The sequence below is a fragment of the uncultured Aliivibrio sp. genome, from assembly GCF_946479765.1.
Lineage (GTDB): Bacteria > Pseudomonadota > Gammaproteobacteria > Enterobacterales > Vibrionaceae > Aliivibrio.
The window spans coordinates 33,592-60,172 of the sequence record NZ_CAMLHO010000010.1 but is presented as its reverse complement, the minus strand read 5'-3'; the positions used below and the strand labels follow the sequence as shown (position 1 = coordinate 60,172).

26 protein-coding genes and 1 other RNA gene are annotated in these 26,581 nt (G+C 40.5%); 20 read left to right on the top strand and 7 right to left on the bottom strand.

The window, feature by feature from the left end; all coding sequences use genetic code 11:
* The first annotated feature begins 120 nt into the window (after window positions 1–120).
* The gene (gene hldE, locus Q1K78_RS06030) at window positions 121–1,551 is read left to right on the top strand and encodes a bifunctional D-glycero-beta-D-manno-heptose-7-phosphate kinase/D-glycero-beta-D-manno-heptose 1-phosphate adenylyltransferase HldE (RefSeq protein ID WP_300175453.1); all 1,431 of its coding nucleotides are present in this window, start codon (window positions 121–123) and stop codon (window positions 1,549–1,551) included.
* 149 nt (window positions 1,552–1,700) lie between these two features.
* Here the strand turns inward: hldE and tolC are convergent, their stop codons facing one another.
* The gene (gene tolC, locus Q1K78_RS06025; protein ID WP_300175451.1) at window positions 1,701–3,026 is read right to left on the bottom strand and encodes an outer membrane channel protein TolC; all 1,326 of its coding nucleotides are present in this window, start codon (window positions 3,024–3,026) and stop codon (window positions 1,701–1,703) included.
* 234 nt (window positions 3,027–3,260) lie between these two features.
* On the opposite strand from tolC, the gene nudF reads away from it, so the two are divergent.
* The 6 genes from nudF to parC all read left to right on the top strand — a co-directional run bounded on the left by nudF (window position 3,261) and on the right by parC (window position 10,064).
* Window positions 3,261–3,896, top strand: a complete 636-nt coding sequence (gene nudF, locus Q1K78_RS06020; RefSeq protein ID WP_300175449.1) for an ADP-ribose diphosphatase — start codon at window positions 3,261–3,263, stop codon at window positions 3,894–3,896.
* Window positions 3,897–3,900: 4 nt separating this feature from the next.
* The gene (locus Q1K78_RS06015; RefSeq protein WP_300175447.1) at window positions 3,901–4,332 is read left to right on the top strand and encodes a DUF1249 family protein; all 432 of its coding nucleotides are present in this window, start codon (window positions 3,901–3,903) and stop codon (window positions 4,330–4,332) included.
* A gap of 15 nt (window positions 4,333–4,347) precedes the next feature.
* The gene (cpdA, locus tag Q1K78_RS06010; RefSeq protein ID WP_300175445.1) at window positions 4,348–5,172 is read left to right on the top strand and encodes a 3',5'-cyclic-AMP phosphodiesterase; all 825 of its coding nucleotides are present in this window, start codon (window positions 4,348–4,350) and stop codon (window positions 5,170–5,172) included.
* Window positions 5,173–5,757, top strand: coding sequence for an esterase YqiA (gene yqiA / locus Q1K78_RS06005; RefSeq protein ID WP_300175443.1), 585 nt, complete (start codon window positions 5,173–5,175; stop codon window positions 5,755–5,757).
* A gap of 143 nt (window positions 5,758–5,900) precedes the next feature.
* Window positions 5,901–7,781 (top strand): DNA topoisomerase IV subunit B, encoded by a 1,881-nt coding sequence (gene parE, locus Q1K78_RS06000; protein WP_300175441.1) that lies wholly within the window; start codon window positions 5,901–5,903, stop codon window positions 7,779–7,781.
* Window positions 7,782–7,784: 3 nt separating this feature from the next.
* Window positions 7,785–10,064 carry a DNA topoisomerase IV subunit A gene (gene parC, locus Q1K78_RS05995; protein WP_300175439.1) on the top strand — a complete coding sequence of 760 codons (2,280 nt, stop codon included), beginning with the start codon at window positions 7,785–7,787 and terminating at the stop codon, window positions 10,062–10,064.
* 127 nt (window positions 10,065–10,191) lie between these two features.
* On the opposite strand, the gene degS is transcribed toward parC, so the two are convergent.
* Together degS and zapG are read right to left on the bottom strand one after the other, a co-directional pair.
* Window positions 10,192–11,259, bottom strand: a complete 1,068-nt coding sequence (gene degS / locus Q1K78_RS05990) for an outer membrane-stress sensor serine endopeptidase DegS (RefSeq protein WP_300175437.1) — start codon at window positions 11,257–11,259, stop codon at window positions 10,192–10,194.
* Window positions 11,260–11,464: 205 nt separating this feature from the next.
* Window positions 11,465–11,920: a Z-ring associated protein ZapG gene (gene zapG, locus Q1K78_RS05985; protein WP_300175435.1), complete on the bottom strand. Its 456-nt coding sequence runs from the start codon at window positions 11,918–11,920 to the stop codon at window positions 11,465–11,467.
* Between the two features lie 124 nt (window positions 11,921–12,044).
* Here zapG and zapE point away from each other — a divergent pair, with 124 nt between their 5' ends.
* The 8 genes from zapE to sspB all read left to right on the top strand — a co-directional run bounded on the left by zapE (window position 12,045) and on the right by sspB (window position 18,501).
* Window positions 12,045–13,151 carry a cell division protein ZapE gene (gene zapE / locus Q1K78_RS05980; RefSeq protein WP_300175502.1) on the top strand — a complete coding sequence of 369 codons (1,107 nt, stop codon included), beginning with the start codon at window positions 12,045–12,047 and terminating at the stop codon, window positions 13,149–13,151.
* 278 nt (window positions 13,152–13,429) lie between these two features.
* Complete coding sequence (gene rplM, locus Q1K78_RS05975; RefSeq protein WP_300175433.1) at window positions 13,430–13,858, top strand: 50S ribosomal protein L13; 429 nt, start codon at window positions 13,430–13,432, stop codon at window positions 13,856–13,858.
* A 15-nt stretch (window positions 13,859–13,873) separates the two neighbouring features.
* A complete protein-coding gene (rpsI, locus tag Q1K78_RS05970) occupies window positions 13,874–14,266 on the top strand; it encodes a 30S ribosomal protein S9 (protein WP_300175431.1) in 393 nt (130 codons plus the stop codon).
* 398 nt (window positions 14,267–14,664) lie between these two features.
* Entirely contained in the window at window positions 14,665–15,258 is a 594-nt protein-coding gene (gene petA, locus Q1K78_RS05965) for a ubiquinol-cytochrome c reductase iron-sulfur subunit (protein ID WP_300175429.1), read from the top strand.
* The gene (locus Q1K78_RS05960; protein ID WP_300175427.1) at window positions 15,258–16,526 is read left to right on the top strand and encodes a cytochrome bc complex cytochrome b subunit; all 1,269 of its coding nucleotides are present in this window, start codon (window positions 15,258–15,260) and stop codon (window positions 16,524–16,526) included. Before petA ends, Q1K78_RS05960 begins: the two co-directional genes overlap by 1 nt.
* Window positions 16,523–17,260, top strand: coding sequence for a cytochrome c1 (locus Q1K78_RS05955; protein WP_300175425.1), 738 nt, complete (start codon window positions 16,523–16,525; stop codon window positions 17,258–17,260). Before Q1K78_RS05960 ends, Q1K78_RS05955 begins: the two co-directional genes overlap by 4 nt.
* A 142-nt stretch (window positions 17,261–17,402) precedes the next feature.
* Window positions 17,403–18,038, top strand: a complete 636-nt coding sequence (sspA, locus tag Q1K78_RS05950; protein ID WP_300175423.1) for a stringent starvation protein SspA — start codon at window positions 17,403–17,405, stop codon at window positions 18,036–18,038.
* 1 nt (window position 18,039) lies between these two features.
* Window positions 18,040–18,501, top strand: coding sequence for a ClpXP protease specificity-enhancing factor (gene sspB / locus Q1K78_RS05945; RefSeq protein ID WP_300175421.1), 462 nt, complete (start codon window positions 18,040–18,042; stop codon window positions 18,499–18,501).
* Between the two features lie 82 nt (window positions 18,502–18,583).
* Here the strand turns inward: sspB and Q1K78_RS05940 are convergent, their stop codons facing one another.
* From Q1K78_RS05940 to Q1K78_RS05925, 4 genes are read right to left on the bottom strand one after another with little or no spacing between them, the layout of a single operon-like run.
* Window positions 18,584–19,171: a BON domain-containing protein gene (locus tag Q1K78_RS05940; RefSeq protein ID WP_300175419.1), complete on the bottom strand. Its 588-nt coding sequence runs from the start codon at window positions 19,169–19,171 to the stop codon at window positions 18,584–18,586.
* Between the two features lie 4 nt (window positions 19,172–19,175).
* A complete protein-coding gene (locus Q1K78_RS05935) occupies window positions 19,176–19,766 on the bottom strand; it encodes a phosphoheptose isomerase (protein ID WP_300175417.1) in 591 nt (196 codons plus the stop codon).
* Between the two features lie 3 nt (window positions 19,767–19,769).
* Window positions 19,770–20,141, bottom strand: a complete 372-nt coding sequence (locus tag Q1K78_RS05930) for a YraN family protein (protein WP_300175415.1) — start codon at window positions 20,139–20,141, stop codon at window positions 19,770–19,772.
* Window positions 20,122–21,933, bottom strand: coding sequence for a penicillin-binding protein activator (locus tag Q1K78_RS05925; protein WP_300175413.1), 1,812 nt, complete (start codon window positions 21,931–21,933; stop codon window positions 20,122–20,124). The genes Q1K78_RS05930 and Q1K78_RS05925 overlap by 20 nt, the downstream gene beginning before the upstream one ends.
* Before the next feature lie 136 nt (window positions 21,934–22,069).
* On the opposite strand from Q1K78_RS05925, the gene rsmI reads away from it, so the two are divergent.
* The 5 genes from rsmI (at window position 22,070) to Q1K78_RS05900 (ending at window position 26,575) form a co-directional block, all read left to right on the top strand.
* Window positions 22,070–22,933, top strand: coding sequence for a 16S rRNA (cytidine(1402)-2'-O)-methyltransferase (rsmI, locus tag Q1K78_RS05920; RefSeq protein WP_300175411.1), 864 nt, complete (start codon window positions 22,070–22,072; stop codon window positions 22,931–22,933).
* Between the two features lie 56 nt (window positions 22,934–22,989).
* Window positions 22,990–23,398: RNase P RNA component class A (gene rnpB, locus Q1K78_RS05915), an RNA gene on the top strand.
* A gap of 167 nt (window positions 23,399–23,565) precedes the next feature.
* Complete coding sequence (rsmH, locus tag Q1K78_RS05910; protein ID WP_300175409.1) at window positions 23,566–24,516, top strand: 16S rRNA (cytosine(1402)-N(4))-methyltransferase RsmH; 951 nt, start codon at window positions 23,566–23,568, stop codon at window positions 24,514–24,516.
* Window positions 24,513–24,839: a cell division protein FtsL gene (gene ftsL / locus Q1K78_RS05905; protein WP_300175407.1), complete on the top strand. Its 327-nt coding sequence runs from the start codon at window positions 24,513–24,515 to the stop codon at window positions 24,837–24,839. Before rsmH ends, ftsL begins: the two co-directional genes overlap by 4 nt.
* On the top strand, window positions 24,836–26,575 hold the full coding sequence (locus Q1K78_RS05900; RefSeq protein WP_300175405.1) for a penicillin-binding transpeptidase domain-containing protein: 1,740 nt from the start codon (window positions 24,836–24,838) through the stop codon (window positions 26,573–26,575). The genes ftsL and Q1K78_RS05900 overlap by 4 nt, the downstream gene beginning before the upstream one ends.
* Window positions 26,576–26,581 lie beyond the last annotated feature (6 nt).

The window sequence follows — 26,581 nt, the reverse complement described above, 5'->3', positions numbered from 1 at the left end:
TTATTATTACTAAGTTGGCGTAGAACTTGCGTAAATGCTACCATTTATAACAGATGATTTTTATAAATAGCTCGAACCAATAATGGTGGATTGTTTGCTGTTTATTGCCCGGAGAAAAGAATGAAACCGACACTTCCTAATTATGAACAATCTGGTGTATTGATCATTGGTGATGTAATGCTTGATCGTTATTGGGGTGGACCAACGACTCGTATTTCACCAGAAGCACCAGTACCGGTTGTTAAGGTCACTAATATTGAAGAACGTCCAGGTGGTGCCGCCAACGTTGCGATGAATATTGCGGCGTTAGGTGGTGAGGCTCATCTTGTTGGGTTAGTTGGTGATGATGAACCAGCGAAAGCGTTAACGGCAACATTGGCGTCATTAAAAGTACATTGTGATTTTGTCACTCTTCCTGAGTTTCCAACAATTACTAAATTACGCGTTATGAGCCGTGGTCAGCAGCTTATCCGTTTAGATTTTGAAGAAAGCTTTCATGATGTACCTGCTGAGCCGTTGATCAGTCGTATGCAAGCGACCTTATCAAAAGTTAAAGCGGTGGTATTATCTGATTACGCAAAAGGCGCATTAGAGCATGTTCAACTAATGATCCAAGAAGCTCGAAAAGTAAATGTACCTGTATTCATTGATCCTAAAGGGGCGGATTTTGAGCGTTACCGTGGTGCGACGTTATTAACACCAAATATGCTTGAGTTTGAAACAGTTGTTGGCAAGGTAAAAGACGAAGATGACTTGGTCGTTAAAGGACAACAAATCATCGAAGAATTTGATTTTGAAGCCTTGCTTGTAACTCGTAGTGAGCATGGTATGACATTACTTCGCCGTGATATGGAACCGCTGCATTTGCCAACGCTGGCTCGTGAAGTGTTTGATGTAACGGGTGCCGGTGATACGGTTATTTCCGTATTAGCAGCCTCAGTATCAACAGGCAAACCACTTGATGAAGCGTGTGCTTTAGCCAATGCTGCTGCGGGTGTGGTTGTCGGTAAACTTGGTACGTCAACACTATCAACGATTGAATTAGCAGAAGCGATTCATGGTAGCCAAGATTCTGGTTTTGGTATCATCAATGAAGAGTTACTTATTAGTGCTGTGAAGCAAGCGCGCGCTCGTGGCGAAAGAGTAGTAATGACTAATGGTTGTTTTGATATTCTTCATGCTGGTCATGTGTCTTACTTAAATCACGCGGCTGAGTTGGGTGATCGTCTGATTGTTGCAGTGAACACCAATGAATCAGTCCAACGCTTAAAAGGTCCTGGTCGTCCTATTAACCCTACGGATCGTCGTATGGCGGTACTGGCTGGTTTAGGTGCGGTTGATTGGGTTGTTCCTTTCTCAGAAGATACGCCACAGCGTTTAATCTCTGAAGTATTACCAACCATGTTAGTAAAAGGTGGTGATTACGCGATTGAAGATATCGCTGGTGGTGCAGAAGTGATTGCCGCAGGTGGTGAAGTAAAAGTATTAAATTTTGAAGATGGTTGTTCAACAACGGGTATCATTGAAGCAATTAAAGGTGGTAAAGGTTAATACTACTTCTTTATCCCTTACCTTTTTTAATCTGTAAAAGAAAAGCCACATTATGACGTTGAACTCATAATGTGGCTTTTTATTTTGTTTTATTCCGCTCAAGTTATCTTAATGAGAGGAATATAATTAGCTTAATTAGCTTAATTAGCTTAATTAGCTTGCGTTGTTTTGTTAGCTTTTAAACCCGTATTGATATCCATGATATCTTGCTCGCTTAGCGTACCAACCGCTTGTTTCAGCTGAAGAACACTCAGTATGTAGTCGTAACGAGCATTTGCTAGGTTACGGTTAGCATCGAATAGACGGCGAGTAGAATCTAATACATCAACAATAGTACGCGTACCAACATCAAAACCGGCTTCTGTTGCTTCTAATGCCGATTTTGCTGAAATAACGGTTTGCTCATAGGCTTTTAAAGCACCAATAGAGGCATTGATGTTGTTATTGAAAGCACGAACATCTTTGGTTACTTCGCGATACGTTTCTTCTAATGCTTGGCTTGCTGCAACGTATTGGAATTCTGCTTGGCTAGTTAATGAGCTCGTGTTGCCACCTGAATACAGTGGAATATACAAGTTAATACCAGCATTGATGTCTCCGTAACTGTCATCATTGATACCATTTTTAGTACCACTTTGATCCGTGTAGTTATAACCCGCATCAAAAGTTAGTGATGGCATATGACCAGAGCTTGCTAGAGATATATTGTCTTTTGCAATGTCAGCACTGATACGAGACGCTAATAGGCTCAAGTTTTTCTGTTGAGCTTCATCAATTAAAATATCTGATGATTGCTCCGATGGGCTTGCTGAGAAGCGCTCAGTATCTAACACACTTAATTGAGTATGACCTTGTCCGGTGATCACACGCAAATCTTCATAACTGTTAACTAGTTGGTTTTCAGTCAGTACTTCGTTTGCCAATACGCTGTCGTATTCTGCTTGTGCATCGTGAACATCGGTAATTGCTGATAAGCCAACATCAAAACGTTGTTTAGTCTGTTCAAGTTGACGGCCTACTGCGGCTTTTTCTGAACGAACAAATTCTAAATTATCATTAGCACGCAGTACATCAAAGTAAGCTTGGGCAACACGTAAAATCACACCTTGCTGTTCTGCTGCATAAGTAGAATCAGCCTGACGAGCCGTTTTCTCTGCAATATCTAAACTTACCCAGCTTGATTGTTGGTAAAGCTCTTGAGATAAATTAATACCAGCAGTTAGACGGTCATTTTCACGAGTATCAAGATCACTACGAACGATATTGTAGCCAGCAGTTAAATCAATTTGTGGTAATAACGAACTTTGAGATGAGTTGACCGCTTCAAAAGCTGCATCTTTAGTTGCGGCTGCTCTTAATAGCTGAGGATCATTTTCTTTAGCTTGGTTGTATATTTGCGCAAGGTCATCGGCAGCAGCTAAAGAGCTGAAACTACCTAATGCCATTCCAATAAAGAGTGGAAGCAGTTTTCTCATGGTGGTTTGTCCTGCAAAAATTATTTTATATAATATAGTTCATAGAGTGTACATTATCTTTCTATGCTCTGGCTGTAAAGATTACGTTTTTTTACGTTTGATTGGCCCTTCTCCTTGTAATAATGTGGAAAGCTTCTAAAAAAAATGTAAGCATTATCAAAAAAGTTGAGCTAATAAATTGTTGCTATCATCGATGAGTGATAAAACAGAGCGATATAAAATAAGGAGTTCGGTATGGACACGACATCAAGCAAGTTCTTACACAATCAATTTACGTCTAATGATGTCGATGTTTTGTCAAAAGAGTCCTTATATAACGGCTTTTTTAAAATGACTAAAGTTGCGTTTCGTCATCAGCTTTTTAGTGGTGGTTGGAGTGACATTATCGAGCGTGAACTCTTTGAACGAGGGCATGCAGTTGCGCTGCTACCTTATGATCCACTTAGCGATCGCGTTGTTTTAATTGAACAAATTCGAGTAGGGGCTTTAGAGTCTCAATCCCCTTGGCAGTATGAAATTGTCGCTGGAATGATAGATAAAGGCGAATCAGCAGAGCAAGTCGCGATTCGTGAAGCTGAAGAAGAGGCCGGTATTTTTGTTTCTTGTTTAGAGAAAATTTCTCATTTTTATCCTTCTTCTGGTGGATGCACAGAAAAGTTAGACGTTTTTGTAGGTTGTGTTGATGCTTCTAAAGCAGAAGGAATTCATGGTTTAGAGGATGAAAATGAAGACATTCGAGTGCATGTGGTGACTCGTGAAGAAGCGTATGCTCTGGTTACTCGTGGCATAATTGAGAATGCAGCCTCAATTATTGCGCTTCAATGGTTAGAATTAAATGTTTCGCGCTTACGATCACAGTGGAATTCGTAATAACATGCGTAAATATCACGTAGACTTAGCCAGTTTGATGAGAGTATATGAAACCAATTACGCAAAATTGGTGTCACTTTTACCAAGAAATGAAATTATTGGTTCACTAGCAAGCTATAAAGTGTGCCAGCAGCAATATCAAATAAAAGTGAAAGAAGTGACGGTATATACTACATTGGTTGAGGTTTATCAGATAGATGAGCAACCTATTTACCCATTGCCTAAGTTGACAGTTAGACTTTATCACGATGCAAGAGTGGCCGAAGTATGTGCTAGCCAACAACTGGCGTATATTAAAGCAAAATATGAGTACCCGAATGGGAAAATGCTTCAAAAAGATGAGAAGCACCAATTAAACCAGTTCCTAAGTGACTGGCTAACATTTTGTTTGAAAAATGGGATAAGCCAAGAGCCCGTTTTTTTAGAAAAGAATTAAAAGGTTGTAGCTATTTTGCTCTCTGAAACATTACTTAATAATAAAAACAGCCTTATTAGGTTGTTACAAATAACAGATACTCATTTGTTTGCGCCTGAAGATGGAGCGCTTCTTGGCGTACCTACATTAAAAAGCTTTCAAGCCGTTGTTGAGCAAGTACAACGGCGCACTCCTGATTTTGATGCGATTTTAGCAACGGGTGATATATCTCAAGATCATACCGTTCACTCATACCAACATTTTGTTGCTGGTATTAAGCCATTAAAAAAACCGTGCTATTGGTTACCAGGTAATCACGATTATAAACCGAGTATGGGGGGAGTATTACCTTCTCCTCAAATCCAAACTTGTGAACATGTGCTTATCGGTCAAAATTGGCAATTAATTATTTTAGATAGCCAAGTTGTTGGTGTGCCTCATGGCGCGTTATCGCCAGAGCAATTAGCTTTGTTAGAAACCGCGCTTTCGCAGAACCCAGAACGTCATTCATTAATATTATTACACCATCATCCATTACCTGCGGGCAGTGCGTGGCTTGATCAACATCAGTTAAAAGATAATGAGGATTTTTGGTCAGTGCTTGAACGACACCAGAATGTCAGTGGTATTGTGTGTGGTCATATTCATCAAGAGCTCGATCGTAGGGTGAACGGAGTTCGTTTACTTGCGACACCATCAACCTGTGTTCAATTTCTTCCTGATTCCGATGATTTTGCGTTAGATCCTCAAGCACCAGGATGGAGAATATTAGATTTGTTACCTGATGGTACGATTGAAACTCAAGTTCATCGTTTGGAAAATTGTCATTTTTCTTCAGACAGTGAAGCGGGAGGATATTAAATGAAAAAACCGAGCTTACTTTTATATATTCATGGTTTTAATAGTTCGCCGCTGTCTCATAAGGCACTTGTGATGGCCCATTTTTGCGAAGAACATCGACCTGATATTAAGGTTATCGTACCTAAATTACCTTCTTATCCTCAAGAGGCTGCTCAATATCTAACTCAGATCGTTGAAAAATACAAAGCTGACTATCATATTGGTTTAGTGGGCAGTTCATTAGGTGGGTATCTATCAACGTGGTTACATAATACATATGGTTTTAACGCCGTATTAGTTAACCCAGCAGTAAAGCCTTATGAATTACTTGCCGATTATTTAGGCGCACAGGTTAATCCATATACTGGCGAAGAGTATGTGTTAGAAGAGAAACACATGGCTGAGCTATCGGCGCTACAAATAAAGGATATAGATTTACCAAACTGTTTATGGCTATTGCAGCAAGAAGGGGATGAAGTTCTTGATTATCGCCAAGCAGTAGAAAAATATTCTGGTTGTAAACAAACGATAGAAAAAGAGGGTGATCATAGCTTTGTTGATTTTGAGCGTTACCCTGGGAAAATTATTCAATTTCTCAATTTATAGTTACGCTTTCTCTACGCTAGAGACACAGTATCGATACAATCTTTAATACAAAGCCACATATTTAAGGAGGAATAGAGCCGTTTGCTTGACTTTCCTTCTTCCCTTTCAGACTATGTAACAAATTTTAAGAAGCCTTCCGAGATATGACTGAACAATATAATGCAGGAGCCATCGAGGTTCTAAATGGCCTTGAGCCCGTTCGTCGCCGTCCTGGTATGTATACCGACACCTCTCGCCCAAACCATTTAGGGCAAGAAGTTATAGATAACAGTGTCGATGAAGCCTTAGCCGGACACGCGAAAAAAGTTGAAGTGATTTTGCACGCCGATCAATCTCTTGAAGTGATTGATGACGGGCGTGGTATGCCTGTTGATATCCATCCGATAGAGAAGGTGTCAGGTGTTGAACTGATCCTTTGTAAGCTACATGCTGGTGGTAAATTCTCAGGTAAAAACTACGAATTCTCAGGGGGTTTGCACGGGGTTGGTATCTCGGTAGTAAATGCCTTATCAAAACGTGTAGAAGTCACGGTTCGTCGTGGCGGTGAGATCTACGAAATTGCGTTTGAACATGGTGAGAAGGTTTCAGATTTAACGGTTGTTGGCACTTGTGGTCGCCGTAATCGTGGTACAAGCGTTCATTTCTGGCCTGATACCAGTTATTTTGATTCACCTAAATTTTCGGTTACTCGCCTTGTTAACAATCTAAAAGCCAAAGCGGTATTGTGCCCAGGGCTAGAGATTGTTTTTAAAGACAAAGTAAATGATAAAGAGTACCAGTGGTGTTATGAAGATGGTCTTAAAGATTATCTTTTAGAGGGTGTTAGCGGTTATGCGCTATTGCCTGAAGACCCATTTACGGGTGCATTCTTAGGTAAAGGCGAAGCCGCTGATTGGGCCGTAACTTGGTTGCCTGAAGGTGGAGATCTTGTTTCTGAAAGCTACGTAAACCTTATCCCTACAGCTCAAGGCGGTACACACGTCAATGGCATGCGCCAAGGTCTTTTAGATGCAATGCGTGAATTCTGTGAGTTCCGAAATTTATTGCCACGTGGTGTAAAGCTAACGGCGGATGATATTTGGGATCGTTGTGCTTACGTTTTGTCGGTTAAAATGCAAGATCCTCAGTTTGCTGGTCAAACGAAAGAGCGTTTATCTTCTCGTCAATGTGCTGCATTTGTTTCTGGTGTTGTAAAAGATGCATTTAGCCTATGGTTGAATGAGAAACCACAAATCGCAGAGCTGATTGCTGAAGCGTGTATTGCCAATGCGCACCGTCGTATGCGAGCAGCAAAGAAAGTTGTTCGTAAGAAGATAGCATCAGGCCCTACATTGCCAGGTAAATTGACAGACTGCTCAATTCAAGATTTAGCTCGTACCGAACTTTTCTTAGTGGAAGGCGACTCGGCGGGTGGTTCAGCAAAACAAGCGCGTGATCGTGAATTCCAAGCGGTAATGCCATTACGAGGTAAGATCCTAAATACATGGGAAGTATCAGCGGACCAAGTATTAGCCTCTCAAGAAGTTCATAATATTTCTGTCGCGTTAGGGATTGACCCTGATTCCGACGATTTATCTGGTTTACGTTACGGCAAAGTTTGTATCTTAGCCGATGCCGATTCAGATGGTCTTCATATCGCAACACTATTGTGTGCCTTATATCTAAAACACTTCACGGCTTTAGTTCGTGCCGGTCACGTCTATGTGGCAATGCCTCCACTGTACCGTATTGACTGTGGTAAAGAGGTGTTTTATGCCTTGGATGAATCTGAAAAAGAAGGCGTATTAGATCGTTTAAGTAATAAGCGTGCAAAAATAAACGTGCAACGATTTAAAGGATTGGGTGAGATGAACCCACTTCAACTTCGTGAAACAACCATGGATCCAAATACTCGCCGTCTGGTTCAATTAACCATTGATGACGATGAAAAAACGAATGAAATGATGGATATGCTTTTAGGAAAAAAACGTGCAGACGACCGTCGTGCTTGGCTACAATCTAACGGCGATCAGGCAGAGGTATAACAAATGAGTGCAGAAATGTCCTTAGAAGGTGTTGAACAACTTCCATTGCGCAAGTTTACAGAAGACGCTTATCTAAACTACTCCATGTACGTAATAATGGATCGCGCATTACCTTATATTGGTGATGGTTTGAAACCCGTTCAACGTCGTATTATCTATGCGATGTCAGAGCTTGGTTTATCTGCGAATGCAAAATACAAAAAATCGGCTCGTACGGTTGGTGATGTATTAGGTAAATACCATCCACACGGTGACTCAGCTTGTTATGAAGCGATGGTATTAATGGCTCAGCCTTTCTCTTACCGCTACCCACTGGTAGATGGTCAGGGTAACTGGGGTGCGCCGGATGATCCAAAATCGTTCGCAGCAATGCGTTATACCGAATCAAAATTATCGAAGTTTGCTGATGTATTACTTGGTGAGATAAGCCAAGGTACGGTTGAATGGCAGCCAAACTTTGATGGCACAATGAAAGAGCCAAAGATCTTACCTGCGCGTCTTCCTCATATATTGCTGAATGGCATTATGGGTATTGCGGTTGGTATGGCTACCGATATTCCACCTCATAATGTGCGTGAAGTTGCTAATGCGACCGTTCATTTATTGGATAACCCTAACGCTGATTTAGATGAAGTAATGAACTTTATCCAAGGGCCTGATTATCCAACTGAAGCTGAAATTATCTCGTCCCGTAGCGATATTAAGAAAATCTACAATACTGGCCGAGGCAGCATTAAAATGCGCGCGGTATGGCATAAAGAAGGCGGTGATATTGTTATCTCCGCATTGCCGCATCAAGTGTCAGGCAGTAAGTTACTAGAACAAATAGCAAACCAAATGCGAGCGAAGAAGCTACCAATGGTAGAAGATCTTCGTGATGAATCGGATCATGAAAACCCAACGCGTATCGTGATTGTTCCTCGTTCAAATCGCATTGAAGCTGAACCACTAATGAATCATTTGTTTGCTTCTACGGATCTTGAAAAAAGCTTCCGTGTGAATTTAAACATGATTGGTTTGGATTTACGTCCGAAAGTGAAAGGCTTAGTTAGCATTCTTAATGAATGGATTGAGTTCCGTCGCACTACGGTTCGTAAACGTTTGCAGCATCGTCTTGATAAAATATTAGCGCGTTTACATATTTTAGATGGTTTATTAGCTGCGTATTTGAATATCGATGAAGTTATCGAAATCATTCGTACAGAAGACGATCCTAAACACCAGTTAATGACGCGCTTTGATTTAACTGCGATTCAAGCGGAAGCCATTTTAGAGATTAAACTTCGCCAGTTAGCAAAACTGGAAGAGATTAAGATCCGTGGCGAGCAAGATGAATTAGCGAAAGAGCGTGATCAACTTGAGAAACTGTTGGGTTCTGAGCGTCGTTTAAGTACGTTAATTAAGAAAGAAATCTTAGCGGATGCAGAGAAGTTTGGCGATGATCGTCGTTCTCCTCTGGTTGAGCGTGAAGAAGCGAAAGCATTAACAGAACGTGACCTTATCCCAAATGAAACCATTACGGTTGTTCTTTCTGATAAAGGTTGGATCCGTCACGCGAAAGGACATGAACTTGACCCAACCACGTTAAATTATAAATCGGGTGATAAATACCTAGCTCATGCGCGTGGTAAGAGTAATGATCCTGCGGTATTCATGGGGAGTAATGGTCGAAGTTACGCATTAGAATCGCATACTTTACCTTCAGCAAGAAGCCAAGGTGAACCAATTACGGGCCGATTGAATATAACGGCAGGCAGTCAAATTACTCATGTTGTTATGGGGGAAGAAGATCAAGCGTGGTTAATCAGCTCTGATGCGGGCTATGGTTTTGTTTGTAAGGGAAGTGATTTACTATCGAAGAATAAGAATGGTAAGACGTTATTGACGCTACCTGAAAATGCGCTAGTGATGAACCCTGAAGTGGTTTCTGATTTAGATAATGATGAGATTTTAGCTATCACCAATGAAGGTAGGATGTTGTTGTTCCCAATTAAAGATTTACCACAACTAGGTAAAGGTAAAGGGAACAAGATCATTAATATTCCAGCGGCTCGCTCTAAATCTCGTGATGAGTTTTTATCTCACTTATTACCATTGCCACAAGGCGCGACGGTTACACTTTATGCTGGTAAACGTAAGTTAGGCTTGAAACCTAGTGACTTAGATAACTTTAGAGGAGAGCGTGGTCGTCGCGGTAGTTTATTACCAAGAGGCTTGCAGCGAGTTACGCGTATTGATGTGAATGGAGAAAATGCATCGAACGAAGAGAGTGAATCAGCTTAGGTTCATGAACTAAACATAAAAATAGCGCATGAATAATGCGCTATTTTTTTGTCTATTAATATTATACCAATAATTATCTTATTCATTCTTACTAGCTAAATCACTTAATTGCATTGGTATTAAAAAACTAATTTGAAGGATCTTCAGCAATCGTTACTTGGATAGTTTGAGCGATTCCTTTACGGATGATATCTATATTGACTTCAGTACCTGGACGTAACTCTGTCACAATATCGGTTACATTCTGTCTATTTATTACACCCTTACCATCAATGCTAGTAATTATGTCTTGAGTTATGATGCCTGACTTCTCCGCAGGGCTATTTGGGGCAACTCCTAAGACCAAGATACCATTGATGTTATCTGCATTCATTAGGCGAGCCATTGCTGGATTTATGTCTCTACCATCGATGCCAATGTAACCTCGGATAACTTGTCCATCAGTAATCAAACGACGCATGATCTTATCTGCGAGAGCGTAGGGGATAGCAAAAGAGATCCCGTAGGTTTCTAAGTCGGTTGCTTGCTGAAAAGAGGCTGTATTTATCCCGACTAACTCTCCGCGTGTATTAACAAGAGCTCCGCCAGAGTTACCTCTATTAATAGCCGCATCGGTTTGAATCAATCCTTGGGTGCCATCGGAACTTAAAGCAGCACGACCTGTGGCAGAAATAATACCAAAGGTGGTTGTTTGTCCTAGGTTATAAGGGTTACCAATAGCCAATACCACATCACCAATATCAGCCTGATAATTTGGATTTAATGGAATTACAGGGAGGTTAGTATCTTTAATTTGTAATACCGCGAGGTCGGTACGTTTATCTTTACCAATGAGTTGGGCGTTGAATAAACGACCATCTTGGAGAGCGACAATGACTTGATCTGCATCAGCAACGACATGATAGTTCGTTATGATATAGCCTTTATCACTGACTATAACGCCAGAACCAAGGCCTTCAGTATCTAATCGAAGTCGGTCTTCATTGTTGTATTTTCGGCTGTAAATATTTACTACAGCAGGAGCTGCACGTCGAACTGCATAATTAAATGAAATTTGATCGCTTATTTGCTGTGAGGCTTGATGGACTTGGTTAGATTCAATTGAAATAGATGAACGCAGGTTAGGAAAGGCAAATAGCAGAACTGTCGCTGTGGCAGTTCCGATAATAGCAGAGCGCAATATAAATGAAAGCATCGGCTTCCTAACCTTTAAAAATCAAAAAATAGAGGGTTAGGATAACATTGAATGTTATTAAAAAGTAGAGATTGAATTTAGGGAGGATTGGTCGAATGTATGTGTTAAAAATGAAAAAGGTTTCAGTATCAAAATACACTGTTGCTATGTTAGCTGGAGTATATGATGCAAAAACCTTTTTAAGCATTAATTTTACTTTCTGATGTTATGCGATTTTATCTTCTTTTATTGCGCTGATATCGATCTCAGGTTCATCATTTAATAAGCCGGTCGCACCGTTGGCGTAATCTTTTGGTTGTTTATTGATTTCATTTTTAACGTGCGCGGTTTTTTTATTTAGCTCAGGTGAAAGTGTCATTTCATCTAAACGGTTTGAAAATGGATTATCTTGCTCAGGCAAATTAGGCATTAATTCTTTTGATGTTGATGCCATATGGTCATACATCTTATTAAAATCTTTTGCCAATGCTTCTAACATCGTTGCGCTGGTTGCGAAGTGATCTACCAATTCTTGTCGATATTGTTCCAATTCATATTTTGACTTTTCTAAGTCTTGTTTTAGTGATTTTTGTTGTTTGATGCCAGGCACCGTAACACGGGAAATAAGAAAACCAGCAATAACACCAACGGTTAAACCGATTAAAGCGTATGTCCAAGCCATGAAGAGCTCCTTGTTATATTTATTAATATGAGTCGGCATAACTGTGAGTTAGCCCACTCATTGAGTATGTTGAGATCATGCTACTATGAAGAGAGTCAATCAACAAAAGAAAAGATTAAAACTGATGACGCCATTAGAAAAATATCATATCGACTTACAGCAAGACGGTTTTCATTATGATAGAGATCAACAATGTGCTGTTGAGCACTTAGATGAATTATATCGACGCCTATTGGTATTAAAAGTTCCTCAGACAGAGATTAAAAAATCGTGGAAACACTTTTTTAAAAAAGTGGAACCGCAAAAACTGATTCCAGAAAAAGGACTTTATTTTTGGGGGGGTGTGGGACGAGGTAAAACGTATTTAGTTGATACCTTTTATGATTCTTTGCCGACAAAACGAAAGATGCGAGTGCATTTCCATCGTTTTATGCAGCGCGTTCATGATGAACTGGGGGCGTTGCAACAGCAGGCTGACCCACTATTAATTGTGGCGGACAAATTTAAACAAGAAACGGATATTATCTGTTTTGATGAATTTTTTGTCTCCGACATTACCGATGCGATGATTTTAGCTACTTTATTAGAGGCTTTATTTGAGAGAGGGATCGCTTTGGTGGCGACATCAAATATACCACCTCAAGATTTGTATCGTAATGGTTTGCAGCGTACACGTTTTCTTCCTGCTATCGCGCTTATTGAGGCTCACTGTGAAATTGTAAATGTAGATAGTGGTATTGACTATCGCTTAAGAACATTAGAGCAGGCAGAGATCTTTCATTTTCCATTAGATGAAAAAGCAGAGCAGAATATGAAAACGTATTTTGAAAAGCTAACGCCTGAAAGTAAATATAAGCCAACAGTTATTGAAATTAATCATCGCCAACTACAGGTAAAAGCAGAAGGTGATGGGGTTGTTCATTTTGAATTCTCGGCATTATGTGAAAGTGCACGAAGCCAGCATGACTATATAGAGTTGTCTCGCTTGTATCATACGGTCTTACTTTCTAATGTTAAGGTGATGGGGGAGTTTAATGATGATGCGGCTCGTCGTTTTATTGCGATGGTTGATGAGTTTTATGAGCGAAACGTCAAATTAATCATCTCTGCTGAGGTGGATTTAGCCTGTATTTATGAAAAAGGGCGCTTAACGTTTGAATTTAAACGTTGTCAGTCTCGGTTGATTGAAATGCAAAGTCAGGAATACTTAGCGAAAGAACATTTATCTTAATCATTTTCCCCTTGTTTTTGTAATTTAAGAGGTTTATTTGATGTGATGAGGTTCAAAATTCATTTTTTTTACCTTTTTTACCTAATATGTGAAATATCTTCAAAAAAAAGGTGATTTTTTCTTCACGCTTCACTATAATCCTCCGACCCACCGTTACTGTACTGGCTTAATAGCCAAGAGTGCCAACCACTCGAAGGGGTGATGACTGGGCTCGAAAATATACAGTGGGAGCGAAAGCTCCTAATCAGTGAATTTATTTAATAACGGGTATCATTAGCATGAAAACTTTCGTTGCTAAACCAGCCGCTGTAAAGCGTGACTGGTATGTTGTAGACGCAGAAGGGAAAACTCTTGGTCGTATCGCAACTGAAATCGCATCTCGCCTACGTGGCAAGCATAAAGCAGAATACACTCCTCACGTAGATACTGGTGATTACATCATCGTTATCAACGCAGAGAAAGTACGCGTAACTGGTAACAAAGCAGCTGGCAAGATCTACTACCGCCACACAGAGTTCCCAGGCGGACTAAAATCTATTTCTTTCGAGAAACTGATTGTTCGTAAACCTGAAATGGTTATTGAATTAGCTGTTAAAGGTATGCTTCCACGTGGTCCTCTTGGTCGTGCTATGTACCGTAAACTTAAAGTTTACGCTGGCGTTGAACATAACCACAGTGCTCAACAACCACAAGTACTAGACATTTAACCGAGGATCATTGCAATGGCAGAGAATCAATACTACGGCACTGGTCGCCGTAAAAGTTCAGCAGCTCGTGTTTTTATCAAACCGGGTACTGGCAACATCGTAATCAACAAGCGCAGCCTTGAAGTTTACTTTAGTCGTCCAACAGCACGTATGGTTGTTAATCAACCTCTAGAGCTAGTTGAAATGACTGATAAACTAGACCTATTCATCACTGTTTCTGGTGGTGGTATTTCTGGTCAAGCTGGTGCGATCCGTCACGGTATCACACGTGCGCTTATGCAATTCGATGAAACATTACGTCCTGCACTACGTGCTGCTGGTTATGTTACGCGTGACGCTCGTTGCGTTGAACGTAAGAAAGTTGGTCTACGTAAAGCTCGTAAGAAACCACAATTCTCTAAGCGTTAATATTACGCTTGCCAAGTGGCTTTGGTTTCAAAGCTACTTTGGTTATTGTGGAAAAAGCTCAGCATTTATGCTGGGCTTTTTTTGTTTTTGTGAGTTCACATACTCTTTAACACTTGAATTTCCTTATCTTTTCTTGTCTTTTCTTCCTTTCCGCTTTTAAAAGCCTACCTAGTTCACAAATGTTGCAAAAAAGTAGCTTTACCTTGTCAAAAAGTAAGGTTTTCTTTATCATTTATGGGTTAAAACAACAGCACAATAATTATGAACAAATTCTTTGGTTATTTTTAGTGTCTAGGGCATCAAAAGCTCAGTTGTATCACACCATTGAAAGTTAGCCGTAGCTCGTAAATGTATGGACATAATAAAAACTACATAAAGAGCACATGGGAGAAAGTTGGATGAGCAATGCGCCAGTGAATAATGGTCGACGTCGCTTCTTAACTGCAACAACTGCGGTTGTTGGTGGGTTAGGAGCAGTGGCGGTAGCCGTACCTTTTATTAAATCTTGGAATCCGAGTGCACGAGCGAAAGCTGCAGGTGCTCCGGTTGAAGTCGACATCAGTAAGCTTGAAAATGGGCAGATGGTTCGTGTTGAATGGCGAGGAAAACCTGTATGGGTAGTACGTCGTTCAGAAGCGCTTTTACAATCATTAACTGAGATTGATGGTCAGCTTCGAGATCCATCTTCAGGTGAAGAGCAACAACCAGAATATGCACAAAATGCATATCGTTCAATTAAGCCTGAAATCTTTTTAGCCGTTGGGATCTGCACTCACCTTGGCTGTTCACCTACCTATTTACCTGACAGTTTTAGTGAACAAGTTGAAGGCGTTAATTCTGGTTTCTTTTGTCCGTGCCATGGTTCTAAGTTTGATATGGCTGGTCGAGTATTCCAAGGCGTACCTGCGCCATTGAATCTTGTGGTTCCTAAACATATGTACCTTAGTGATACTCGTATCCTAATTGGGGTTGATGACGGAGGGGAAGCGTAATGCAACCATTACTTGATTGGGTAGAAAAACGTCTACCTGCAATGAATGCCTATAAAAAGCATTTATCTGAGTACCCAATGCCAAAAAACTTTAATTTTTGGTATTTCTTTGGGTCACTAGCTATGCTCGTTCTTGTTAATCAGTTGATTACAGGGATTTGGTTAACAATGAACTATGTTCCGTCTGGTGAAGGGGCATTTGCTTCTGTTGAATACATCATGCGTGATGTTGATTACGGTTGGTTGTTACGTTATATGCACTCAACAGGCGCATCAGCGTTTTTTGTAGTGGTATATCTTCACATGTATCGTGGCTTGATTTATGGTTCTTATCAGAAGCCTCGTGAGCTCTTATGGCTATTTGGCATGTTGATCTTCTTGATATTAATGGCTGAGGCGTTCATGGGGTATTTATTACCATGGGGTCAGATGTCTTACTGGGGTGCTCAGGTTATTATTTCACTATTTGGTGCAATTCCAGTTATTGGTGATGACTTGACGTTGTGGATCCGTGGTGATTATGTAATTTCAGGGGCGACGCTCAACCGTTTCTTTGCATTACATGTGATTGCGTTACCTATTGTATTGCTGCTATTGGTTGTATTGCATGTTCTTGCTCTACATGAAGTTGGTTCAAATAATCCTGATGGTATTGAGCTGAAACAACCAAAAGCAAAAGATGACAAAGGCGAACATAAGACTCAGTTTAAATTCCACGAGTATTATACGACGAAATACAACATCATTGATTCTGTGCCGTTTCATCCTTATGGCACAGTAAAAGACATGATCGGTGTTGCGGGCTTCTTGTTCTTCTTTTGTTATGTATTGTTCTTTAACCCAGAGATGGGGGGGTATTTCCTAGAAGGACCTAACTTTGAAGCGGCGAACCCACTGAAAACACCCGAACATATTGCCCCGGTTTGGTACTTTACTCCATTTTATGCCATTTTACGTGCGGTACCAGATAAGTTAATTGGTGTTGCAGCAATGGGTGCATCGATTGTTGTGCTGTTCCTTCTACCATGGTTAGACCGCTGTAAAGTGCGTTCATATCGTTACCGTAGTAAGTTGCATTTATTGAATATTGCACAGTTTACAGTGAGCTTTATTGCTCTTGGTATTTTAGGTGCATTGCCTGCGACCTCGTTGTACACGTTATTGGCTCAAATATTCAGTCTGACTTACTTTATGTTCTTTGTTCTTTTGTTTGTTTACAGTAAAAATGAACAAACAAAACCATTACCAGAGAGGGTGACATTTAAATGAGAAAGTTGATTTTAGTACTTTTTGCTTTGTTGCCATCAATGGCAATGGCTGCTGGAGCAGGTGTTCCGTTAGATAGCGCAAATAATGATATTCGTGATCAAGCATCACTGCAAAATGGTGCGAAGTTATTTATGAACTATTGTGCTGGTTGTCATTCAACTCAATATCAGCGTTATGGTCGAGTTGCAGAGGATTTAGGGATCCCTGTTGATTTGATGATGGATAATCTTGTGTTTGATCCAAATGCCAAAATTGGTGATTTGATGGAAAATGCGATCCCAGAAACACAAGCTGCGAATTGGTTTGGTGCTCCACCGCCGGACCTAACGCTTGTGGCTCGTGTTCGTGGTACTGATTGGTTATACACATATTTACGCACTTTTTATGCAGATCAAACACGTCCATTTGGTGTAAATAATATGGTATTCCCAAGCGTTGGTATGCCGCATGTTCTTCAAGAACTACAAGGCGTAACTACTCCGATTTATGAAACAACAATAGTTAATGGTGTTGAACATAAAGTGGTAGTAGGGGTTGAATCTGATGGCACGGGTGAGCTGAGCTCTGGTGAATATGATGCTGCTGTTCGTGATTTAGTTAACTTTTTAGAATACTCAGGTGATCCGGTACAGCTTGAACGTCATCGTTTAGGTTGGTGGGTGATGGGTTTTTTAGTGATATTCGCTTTTGTTTGTTATTTACTTAAGAAAGAATATTGGCGCGATGTCCACTAATCGTGATATTCTAGATCGTTAATTGTACGCAATGGAGGCTTTGCCTCCATTGTTTTTGTGTCACTACTATTTAAGATTGAATAGTAATGACAAGCACCACAGATACGGTGCTTTTGCTCCTAGATAAATACCGGAGGGCTCAATGGCTGTTGCTGCCAACAAACGCTCAGTAATGACGCTTTTTTCAGACGCTTCTGACATGTACAGTCATCAAGTACGTATTGTACTTGCTGAAAAAGGAGTAAGTGTTGAAGTTGAATTGGTTGATCCATCCAACTTACCTGCAGAACTTGTAGAATTAAACCCTTACAAAACTGTACCTACACTAGTTGATCGTGAGCTTGCTCTATACAACTCAAATATCATTATGGAATATCTAGATGAGCGTTTTCCTCATCCACCATTGATGCCTGTTTACCCTGTAGCTCGTGGTAACAGCCGTTTGATGATGCACCGTGTAGAGACTAACTGGTATTCATTAGCAGAGAAAGTAGTTAAAGGTTCTTTTGAAGAATCAGAAGCTGCTCGTGCTAAGTTACGTAATGATTTACTAATGCTAGGTCCAATCTTTGCTGAATATACTTATTTCATGAGTGATGAGTTTAGCTTAGTTGACTGTTACTTAACTCCGTTATTGTGGCGTTTACCGTCTATGGGTATTGAGTTATCAGGCCCAGGCGCTAAAGAACTAAAAATTTACATGAACCGTGTGTTTGAACGTGATTCGTTCCTAGCTTCGTTAACTGAAGCTGAACGTGAACTACGTTTAACAAACTAGTATGGATATGAGTTCAATGATGCCGCGTCGCCCATACTTGTTACGAGCATTCTATGAATGGATTGTAGATAATGAGTTAACTCCACATCTTGTTGTTGATGCAACAATGAATGGAGTTCGAGTACCTGAAGAGTTTATTGAAGATGGTCAAATCGTTTTAAACGTTGCACCACACTCTGTTGGTAATCTAGAAATGGGTAATGAAGCGGTAACATTTAATGCTCGTTTTGGTGGTCGCCCACATTCGTTGATTCTTCCGCTTTATGCAATTCAAGCTATCTATGCACGTGAAAACGGTGCAGGAACTATGTTTGAACCAGAAGATGCTTATGAGTTGAGTTCTGATGATGGTATCTTTGAAGAAGAGACATTAACGTCTGTTTCAGAAGAAATGTCTTCGTCAGATGAAAAACCAGACTTACCACGACCAACTGGCCGTCCAAGTTTACGAGTAGTTAAATAGTTTAGCTATTAAATCTATCATATTAAAAAGCCTGCATTTTGTGCAGGCTTTTTTATTGGAACAATATTGATAACTCAATAGGTTATTTGTCGACGCCGCCGCCTTGACCATACTCAAAGACTTTAATAACCCCTTTTACGCCGGTTATATTACGAGCGACCTCTGTAGCAAGATCTCCTTGCTCTTCAGTCACAAAGCCGACAAGGAAAACCTCTTCAGCTTCAGTAAACACACTGATTTTTATTCCATTTAATTCTGATTTTGCTAATAATGAAGATTTTACCTTTGTGGTTATCCAGCTATCATTATTAATTTGTGTAAAGGTTAACAAGGGGCGAATACGAATTTGGTTATAAACGGTATTAATCCCCTTCATCTTTTTAATTTGTTTCTCAAACATTTGATTTATTTGAGTGTCTTTAGCTTGTCCGATTAGCAGGATTTTACCATTATAAGTTACTGCATTTACTCGCATGTTGTATTGGAAAGGGGATTTATTCACTAATCCTGTTGCTTCTAAAGATAAGTTTTTATCAGATAGTTGTTCTTTTATCGTACGGTTATCAGTCGCGACAGAAGCCGTTGTCGCAGCCCCAGCAATAAATAAGCCAGCACACCCTTGCAATAAAACGACAGAAAGAAAAAGAGCACTTAGTTTTATTAATTTCATAGTATTACTCAGAATTCTGTGGAAAAAGAACCAGATCAACTAGATCGCAGATGGAATGTAAGGTTAAAAGGTGGACCTCTTGAATACGAGCAACTCGATGAGACGGGATTCGGATTTCCACATCAGATTCGCCTAATAACCCAGCCATCACACCACCATCCATTCCTGTTAATGCAATAATTGTCATATCGCGACTTACTGCCGCCTCCATCGCCTTTAAGATGTCTTGGCTATTTCCGCTAGTTGAAATAGCAAGTAAAATATCACCTGGTTGTCCTAATGCTCTGACTTGTTTAGAAAATATTTCATCATAATTGTAGTCATTGGCAATTGCAGTCAAAGTAGAGGTGTCAGCAGTTAAAGCCATTGCTGGTAAACTAGGACGTTCTGTTTCAAAACGATTTAATAAGCATGAAGCGAATTGTTGGGCGTTAGAGGCAGAGCCCCCATTACCGCAGCATAAGATTTTATTCCCATTCAATAACGTTGCTACCATAGCTTGAGAGGCGTGCATAATATGATCAGGAAGCGCTTCGGCTGCTGCGATTTGAATTTGGATGCTTTCAGTAAAGCTTTCTTTAATATGGTCTAGCATTGTTTACCCTTCAACAATTGCATTTTTGATCCAGTTGATCTCCTCACCTTGAGAATGGATAGCAACTACATCAAATCTAAAAGATGTATGTTCAACAGAGAGCCCATTTTTCATGAGCCAAAAGAGAGCGGTTCGCTGTAATTTGCGCTGTTTCTTCCATGTTACCATTTCTTGCGCGGAACCGTAATTTGAAGTGTTGCGATATTTTACTTCGACAAAAACAAAGGTATCTCGATCTCGCATGATGAGATCGAGCTCTCCAGTTTTCGAATAGAAATTACGTTGAATAAATGTGAGTTGGTGTTGCTCTAAATAACGCTGAGCCACCAACTCATAATATTCACCTTTGGCGCGCTTATTCTGTTTCGTCTCCATGAACAGCCCAACTCATTTGTCGTTGAATAACACACTCTTGATTAATGCTAAGTTCACCTGTTTTTCCTTGCATATGGTAATTATCTACCGCTTTCATCTGAGGTAACTCGACAATTAATTGGTAAGCATCCATACCTAATGCATGCAGGCGGATTTCGCCATTGCTGCTTTTTGGCCAAAGTTCATCATATTGAGCTTTGAACTTATGATCTTCTTTTACTAGTAATGGGATATCACTGAACTCAATACCGTGAATTTCGACTAATTTAGTCTGACTACCACTGTTGCTACGTGAGCTCGCATACAGTTTTGGTGGTGCAATCCCAGGATTGATAGCGACATCAATGAAGGGTTTTAACAGAACTAATTCGCTGCTTCTCGCTACCATGTAAACCGCATCAATATCTCGACGGCTACGAGGCTGAGATTCTAATTCTATGTTAGTTAATGCGTTCATTTGATAAATACGAGCTTGGCTGCTTTCAATACCAAAGACACTGTTTATTTTTTGCTGCAATTGCGATTTTTTACCAAAGTAGCTAATCGAAGGCTTTTTCGCGGTTAGTTGATACCATTTATCGCTAAATGCTTGGCTAAGGCGTTCACCCATTGTTCCTTGTGGCGCAAGAAATAGAGGATGTTTATGTCCTTGTTCAAATAAATGAATCGCTGCTTGCTCTGCTTCCTGCTCAGGTGAAAGCGTGAAGTAACAGCTATTTTTATCTGTATTGATTTCACTTGGAATATTTAGTGCCAGTTGAGCAATATCAGTGTCATTTAAGGATTGAAATTCTTCTATTTTACTGCGAAGAAGCGGGCCGACCACAAATTGAATATCTTCTTGTTGTAAGGTTGCCAAGATATCTGCCATTGGTGTTGCTTCAGTATCAATGATTTTGAACTTGGTAAATTCACCACGTTCTTTATCTTCCATCATTGCATTAATAAAACCATCTCGAGCCCGAATTGCTTGAGGACCAAAACGTCCAGTTAAAGGCAAAAGTAGAGCCACGTTATCTGGGCGTATGATCTCAAGAGCAAGAATATCTACTATCTCTTGTGGTGTATAAGTTGCCGCTGGATGAGTAGGATTTGCCTGTAGCCATTCATTAAGGGCTTCTTGCAGTCGTGCTGGTGAGTGTTTTAAGGTGTCTAGGTAAGTCGCTAATTGAACCCAACCATGCAAGTTTGTCTCACTTTTATCTAATTTGATGTCTTGTAGGTTAGCACTATTTAATGACGATATATTAGTCCACACTTGAGACCATAGTTGTTGTTTTTGGTCATTAGCAGTATAAGCATTCAGAGCAATTAGCTCTCTTGCTGCGTTGAGGTTATTACCACTGAATAAATGCAGTTCATGGCGAAGTTTGTAGTATTGTATCCATTGGCTGTCGTCTAACTTCCACCAAGCTTGAAAATCAAGAACTTGCAGTGCTTTATCATAGTTACTTTGTGATTTTAATAATGTTGCGTGACCCAGCTGCATTTCTGCGGTTTGAGCGGGTGATAGTTGTAAGGCTGATAATCGAGTTAGCAAATTGTTAGCCAGTGCAACGTTTTGTTCTTGCACTGATGCTTTTAGCCCCATAATAAGGAAATCAGCTTGTAGGGTGCCTTGTTGCTGATCTGCTTTTAAAATATAAGCAGAACTGGTTTCTGATGGTGCTTGAGTAATATCAAAGCGTTCTGGCGCTTTTGGTGAACTTGAACATGCGGCTAATGTTAGCGCTAAGGCTACAGGAGCAATAAGGCGTGTTACACTGTTCTTTCTAAGGGTCATATTTGCCATGGGTAATATACTGGTCCTAATTAAAAGGGCTGTTGTTACTATGGATGCTAATCACCCGAACAGCTAAAATATTATTTTGATTATAGTGATGTCTACTCATATTCCCTATATTAATCGCAGAAGAGATAGTAAACAAATGACAGATCACAATTTATCTGTGGTAGAGACTGCAACTTTGTACATTGTTCCTACGCCAATCGGTAATTTAGGAGATATAACACAGCGAGCTTTAGAGGTTTTAAAGTCCGTTGACTTAATCGCTGCTGAAGATACTCGACATACTGGCAAGTTATTGTCTCACTTTGGTATTTCTAGTCAAACATTTGCATTGCATGATCATAATGAACAGCATAAAGCAGACCTGTTGATCAGTAAATTACAACAAGGCCAATCTATTGCTCTTGTCTCAGATGCGGGAACACCGTTAATTAGTGATCCAGGTTACCATTTGGTGAATCGTTGTCGTCAAGCAAATGTCAATGTTGTTCCATTACCTGGTGCTTGTGCGGTGATCACCGCGTTATCAGCTGCTGGCTTACCTTCTGACCGTTTTAGCTTTGAAGGCTTTTTACCGCCAAAGAGTAAAGGACGTCGTGATAAGTTTGAAGAAATAGCTCATGCTGAACGTACCTGTATTTTCTACGAGTCTCCTCATCGTATTATGGATTCTCTGGATGATATGCTGACGGTTCTTGGTGCTGAAAGACACGTGGTTTTGGCTCGTGAATTAACCAAAAGATATGAAACCATTCATGGCGCGCCATTAGGTGAATTGATTGATTGGGTAAAAGAAGACGATAATCGTAAGCGCGGAGAAATGGTTTTGCTCATTCATGGCTTCAGAAGTGAAGCGAAAGATGAACTTCCGTTTGAAGCAACACGCTCGGTCTCAATTCTTGTAAAAGAGCTTCCGCTTAAAAAAGCAGCAGCAATGGCGGCTGAAATACATGGCGTGAAGAAAAATGCCCTATATAAATGGGGTTTAGAGCATTTAGATTAAAGATATAGAGAAAAAGGGGTGGTAAGTTATTACTGACTCTTATATCATTCGCTTTAGGAGCTGACTCGGTAATCGCTGCTTCATTCAAGTCCTTAGGGAAACTGGTGAAGGGGAGGAAAGTCCGGGCTCCATAGAGCAGGGTGCCAGGTAACGCCTGGGAGGCGCAAGCCTACGACAAGTGCAGCAGAGAGAAAACCGCCGATGGCTTAATCTTCTTTTATTCTTCGGGATAGGGAAGTAAGCACAGGTAAGGGTGAAAGGGTGCGGTAAGAGCGCACCGGGCGTCTAGTAATAGTGCGTTGCAAGGTAAACTCCACCCGGAGCAAGATCAAATAGGCCCTCACATAGCATTGCTCGTGTTTGGGGGCGGGTAGATTGCTTGAGCCTGTGAGCGATTGCAGGCCTAGACGAATGGTTACCACCGCGCAAGCGGGACAGAACCCGGCTTATATGTCGGCTCCTAACTTAGCCCACCATAGAACTATTTCGGTAGTCTTATGGTGGGCTTTGTGCTTTCTGCTACATTGGTTTAGAATTATCACTAATTTGACACACACCACTGTATTTTTAGTTTACACTTCTAGCTAAAATTCAGTCGCTTATTCTCATTATTACGGTAGTAAATACTCACTATGTCTGAACAATTTCAACACGTATCCGTTCTTCTTCATGAATCTATTGATGGTTTAGCGATTAAACCTGATGGTATCTATATTGATGGTACTTTTGGTCGCGGTGGTCATAGTCGTCAAATTTTATCTCAATTAGGTGAAAACGGACGTTTGTACAGTATTGACCGTGATCCTCAAGCAATCGCTGAAGCTAAAACGATTACCGACCCTCGATTCAATATCATTCATGGGCCATTCTCTGGTCTAAAAGGATATGTTGAAGAGTTAGATTTAGTAGGGAAAATTGATGGTGTTTTGCTTGATTTAGGTGTGTCATCACCACAGCTCGATGATGCAGACCGTGGCTTTAGTTTCATGAAAGATGGTCCATTAGATATGCGTATGGACCCGACATCAGGAATGCCAGTGTCTCAATGGTTATTGACTGCCGATGTTGAAGATATTACTTGGGTTATTCGTGAGTTTGGCGAAGACAAGCATGCATGGCGCATTGCTAAAGGTATTGTTGCTTATCGTGATAACGAAGAGAATGAGCCGTTAACTCGTACTGGACAGCTAGCTAAATTAATTTCTGATGTAGCGCCTAAGAATTTTAAAGAGAAAAAACACCCTGCTACTCGTACTTTCCAAGCATTCCGTATTTATATTAATAGTGAATTGGATGAAATTGATACAGCCTTAAATGGTGCTCTTGATGTGTTTGCTGAAGGTGGACGCTTGTCTGTGATTAGCTTTCATTCATTAGAAGACCGTATGGTTAAGCATTTTATTCGAAAAGAAAGCAGAGGCCCACAAGTTCCTCATGGTATCCCTTTGACTGAAAACCAAATTAAAGCACTAGGCAGTGCAAAAATGAAGCCTATTGGTAAAGCCATTAAGCCAACCGTTAATGAAGTTGACGTTAATATTCGTTCACGTAGTTCTGTACTACGTATCGCTGAGCGCTTATGAGTCAAAATTCCCCTTCATCGTCTAATTTAACAAAGATGATTGGCCTAGACCTTTTGGGTGTAGGTCGCCTTCATACAATTTTATTAATTTGCACTTTTATCAGCGCGATAGGCGTGGTATTAGCGACACATAATACGCGTCAAATGGCCGTGCAAAGAGAAAACTTATTGCTTGAAAAAGACATTTTAGATGGTGAGTGGCGTAATTTGATTTTAGAAGAGAGTGCATTAGCGGAACACAGTCGAGTGCAATCTCGCTCTGTCGATGAACTCAATATGGAACGACCGGCACCGGATAAAGAAGTTATAATTAAATTACGATGAAATTACCAAATAGAAAAAAAAATAATAAACGCATAACCAAAGCGCCACCGACTCTCATTCAGTGGCGCTTTGGCGTTATTGTTTTCTTTGTTTTTCTTGCATTAGCAATTCTAATTGCTAGGGCTGCTTACATCCAAGTTATTGAGCCGGATAATCTTATAAAACAAGGGGATATGCGTTCTATTCGAGTTAAAGCGCTTCCTTCTGCTCGTGGTATTATTTCTGATCGTAATAATGAGCAATTGGCGGTGAGTGTTCCGGTTGATGCGGTTTGGGCTGATCCGGTGGCTATCTATAAAGCGGGTGGATTAGTTGAAATTGAGCGTTGGTATGCTTTGGCTGATGTATTAGGGCTTAAGCGAAAAGAGTTATTATCTAAAATTGAAAAAAATAAAAAGCGTCGTTTCATTTATTTACAGCGTCAAATATCACCAGCAGTGGCTGCTTACATTAAAAAACTGAAACTAGCAGGGATCGGTTTAAAAGCAGAATCACGTCGTTATTACCCAAGTGGTGAGATCAGTGCGCACGTTATCGGTGTGACAGGAATTGATAGCCGTGGCTTAGAGGGTATTGAAAGTAGTTATGATGGTTGGTTAACGGGTGAACCTGGTCGACGAACCGTTCGAAAAGACCGCTATGGTCGAGTCGTTGAAAATATTTCGTTAAAAGAAAAACAAGAAGGAAAACCCCTTACTCTTAGTATTGATCAGCGCTTACAAGCGATAGCTTATCGAGCAATTAAACAAGCCGTTGCAGATTATCGTGCAATGTCAGGTTCGGTTGTGATGATTGATATTAAAACGGGTGAAGTGTTAGCTATGGTTAATGCACCTTCGTATAACCCAAACAACCGAGATCAATTACAAAGCTTTAGAATGCGAAATCGTGTTATTACCGATACGTTAGAGCCAGGATCAACGGTTAAACCTTTTGTCGTATTAGCGGCTTTAGATGGTGGGACCGCAAATTTAAACACTATCATAGATACGGGTAATGGCATCATGCGAATTGGTGGTAGCCGTGTTCGTGATGGCTCTAAAATAGGTAAAGCTGATTTAACAACGATATTAAAGAAATCGAGTAATATTGGTGTGGCGCACTTGGCGTTAAATATGCCCTTACAAGAACTATTGGCTGAATACAGTGCGGTTGGTCTTGCGGATCCTTCTGGCTTAAATTTGATTGGTGAAGCAACCGGTATTTTTCCTGATCGCCGTCGTTGGTCTGATTTTGAAATAGCAACGCTTGCGTTTGGTTATGGTCTTTCGGTTACTCCAATTCAGTTAGCTCATGCTTATGCGACATTGGGCGCTTATGGTGAATATCGTCCGTTGTCTATTTTAAAAACAACCGGCCCAACGCCTGGTAAGCAAGTCGTTAATCGTCAGCACGCGAAAGCTGTGTTAGAAATGATGGAAACCGTAACTCAACCGGGAGGCACGGCAACAAAAGCAGCGGTTCCTGGCTATCGAGTGGCGGCTAAAACGGGTACTTCACGTAAAGCGGTTCGTGGTGGTTACAGCGATGAATACATGACTGTGACAGCAGGGGTTGCTCCTGTTAGTAACCCACGTATTGCATTGGTGACTATTGTGAACCAGCCACAAGGTGATGAGTATTACGCAGGCCAAGTTGCCGCGCCTATTTTTGGGCAGATAATGAAAGACGCTTTGCAAATTCTTAATGTGGCGCCAGACGAAAGTACCGTAAAACAAATTGATGTATTGAATTAGGAAAGT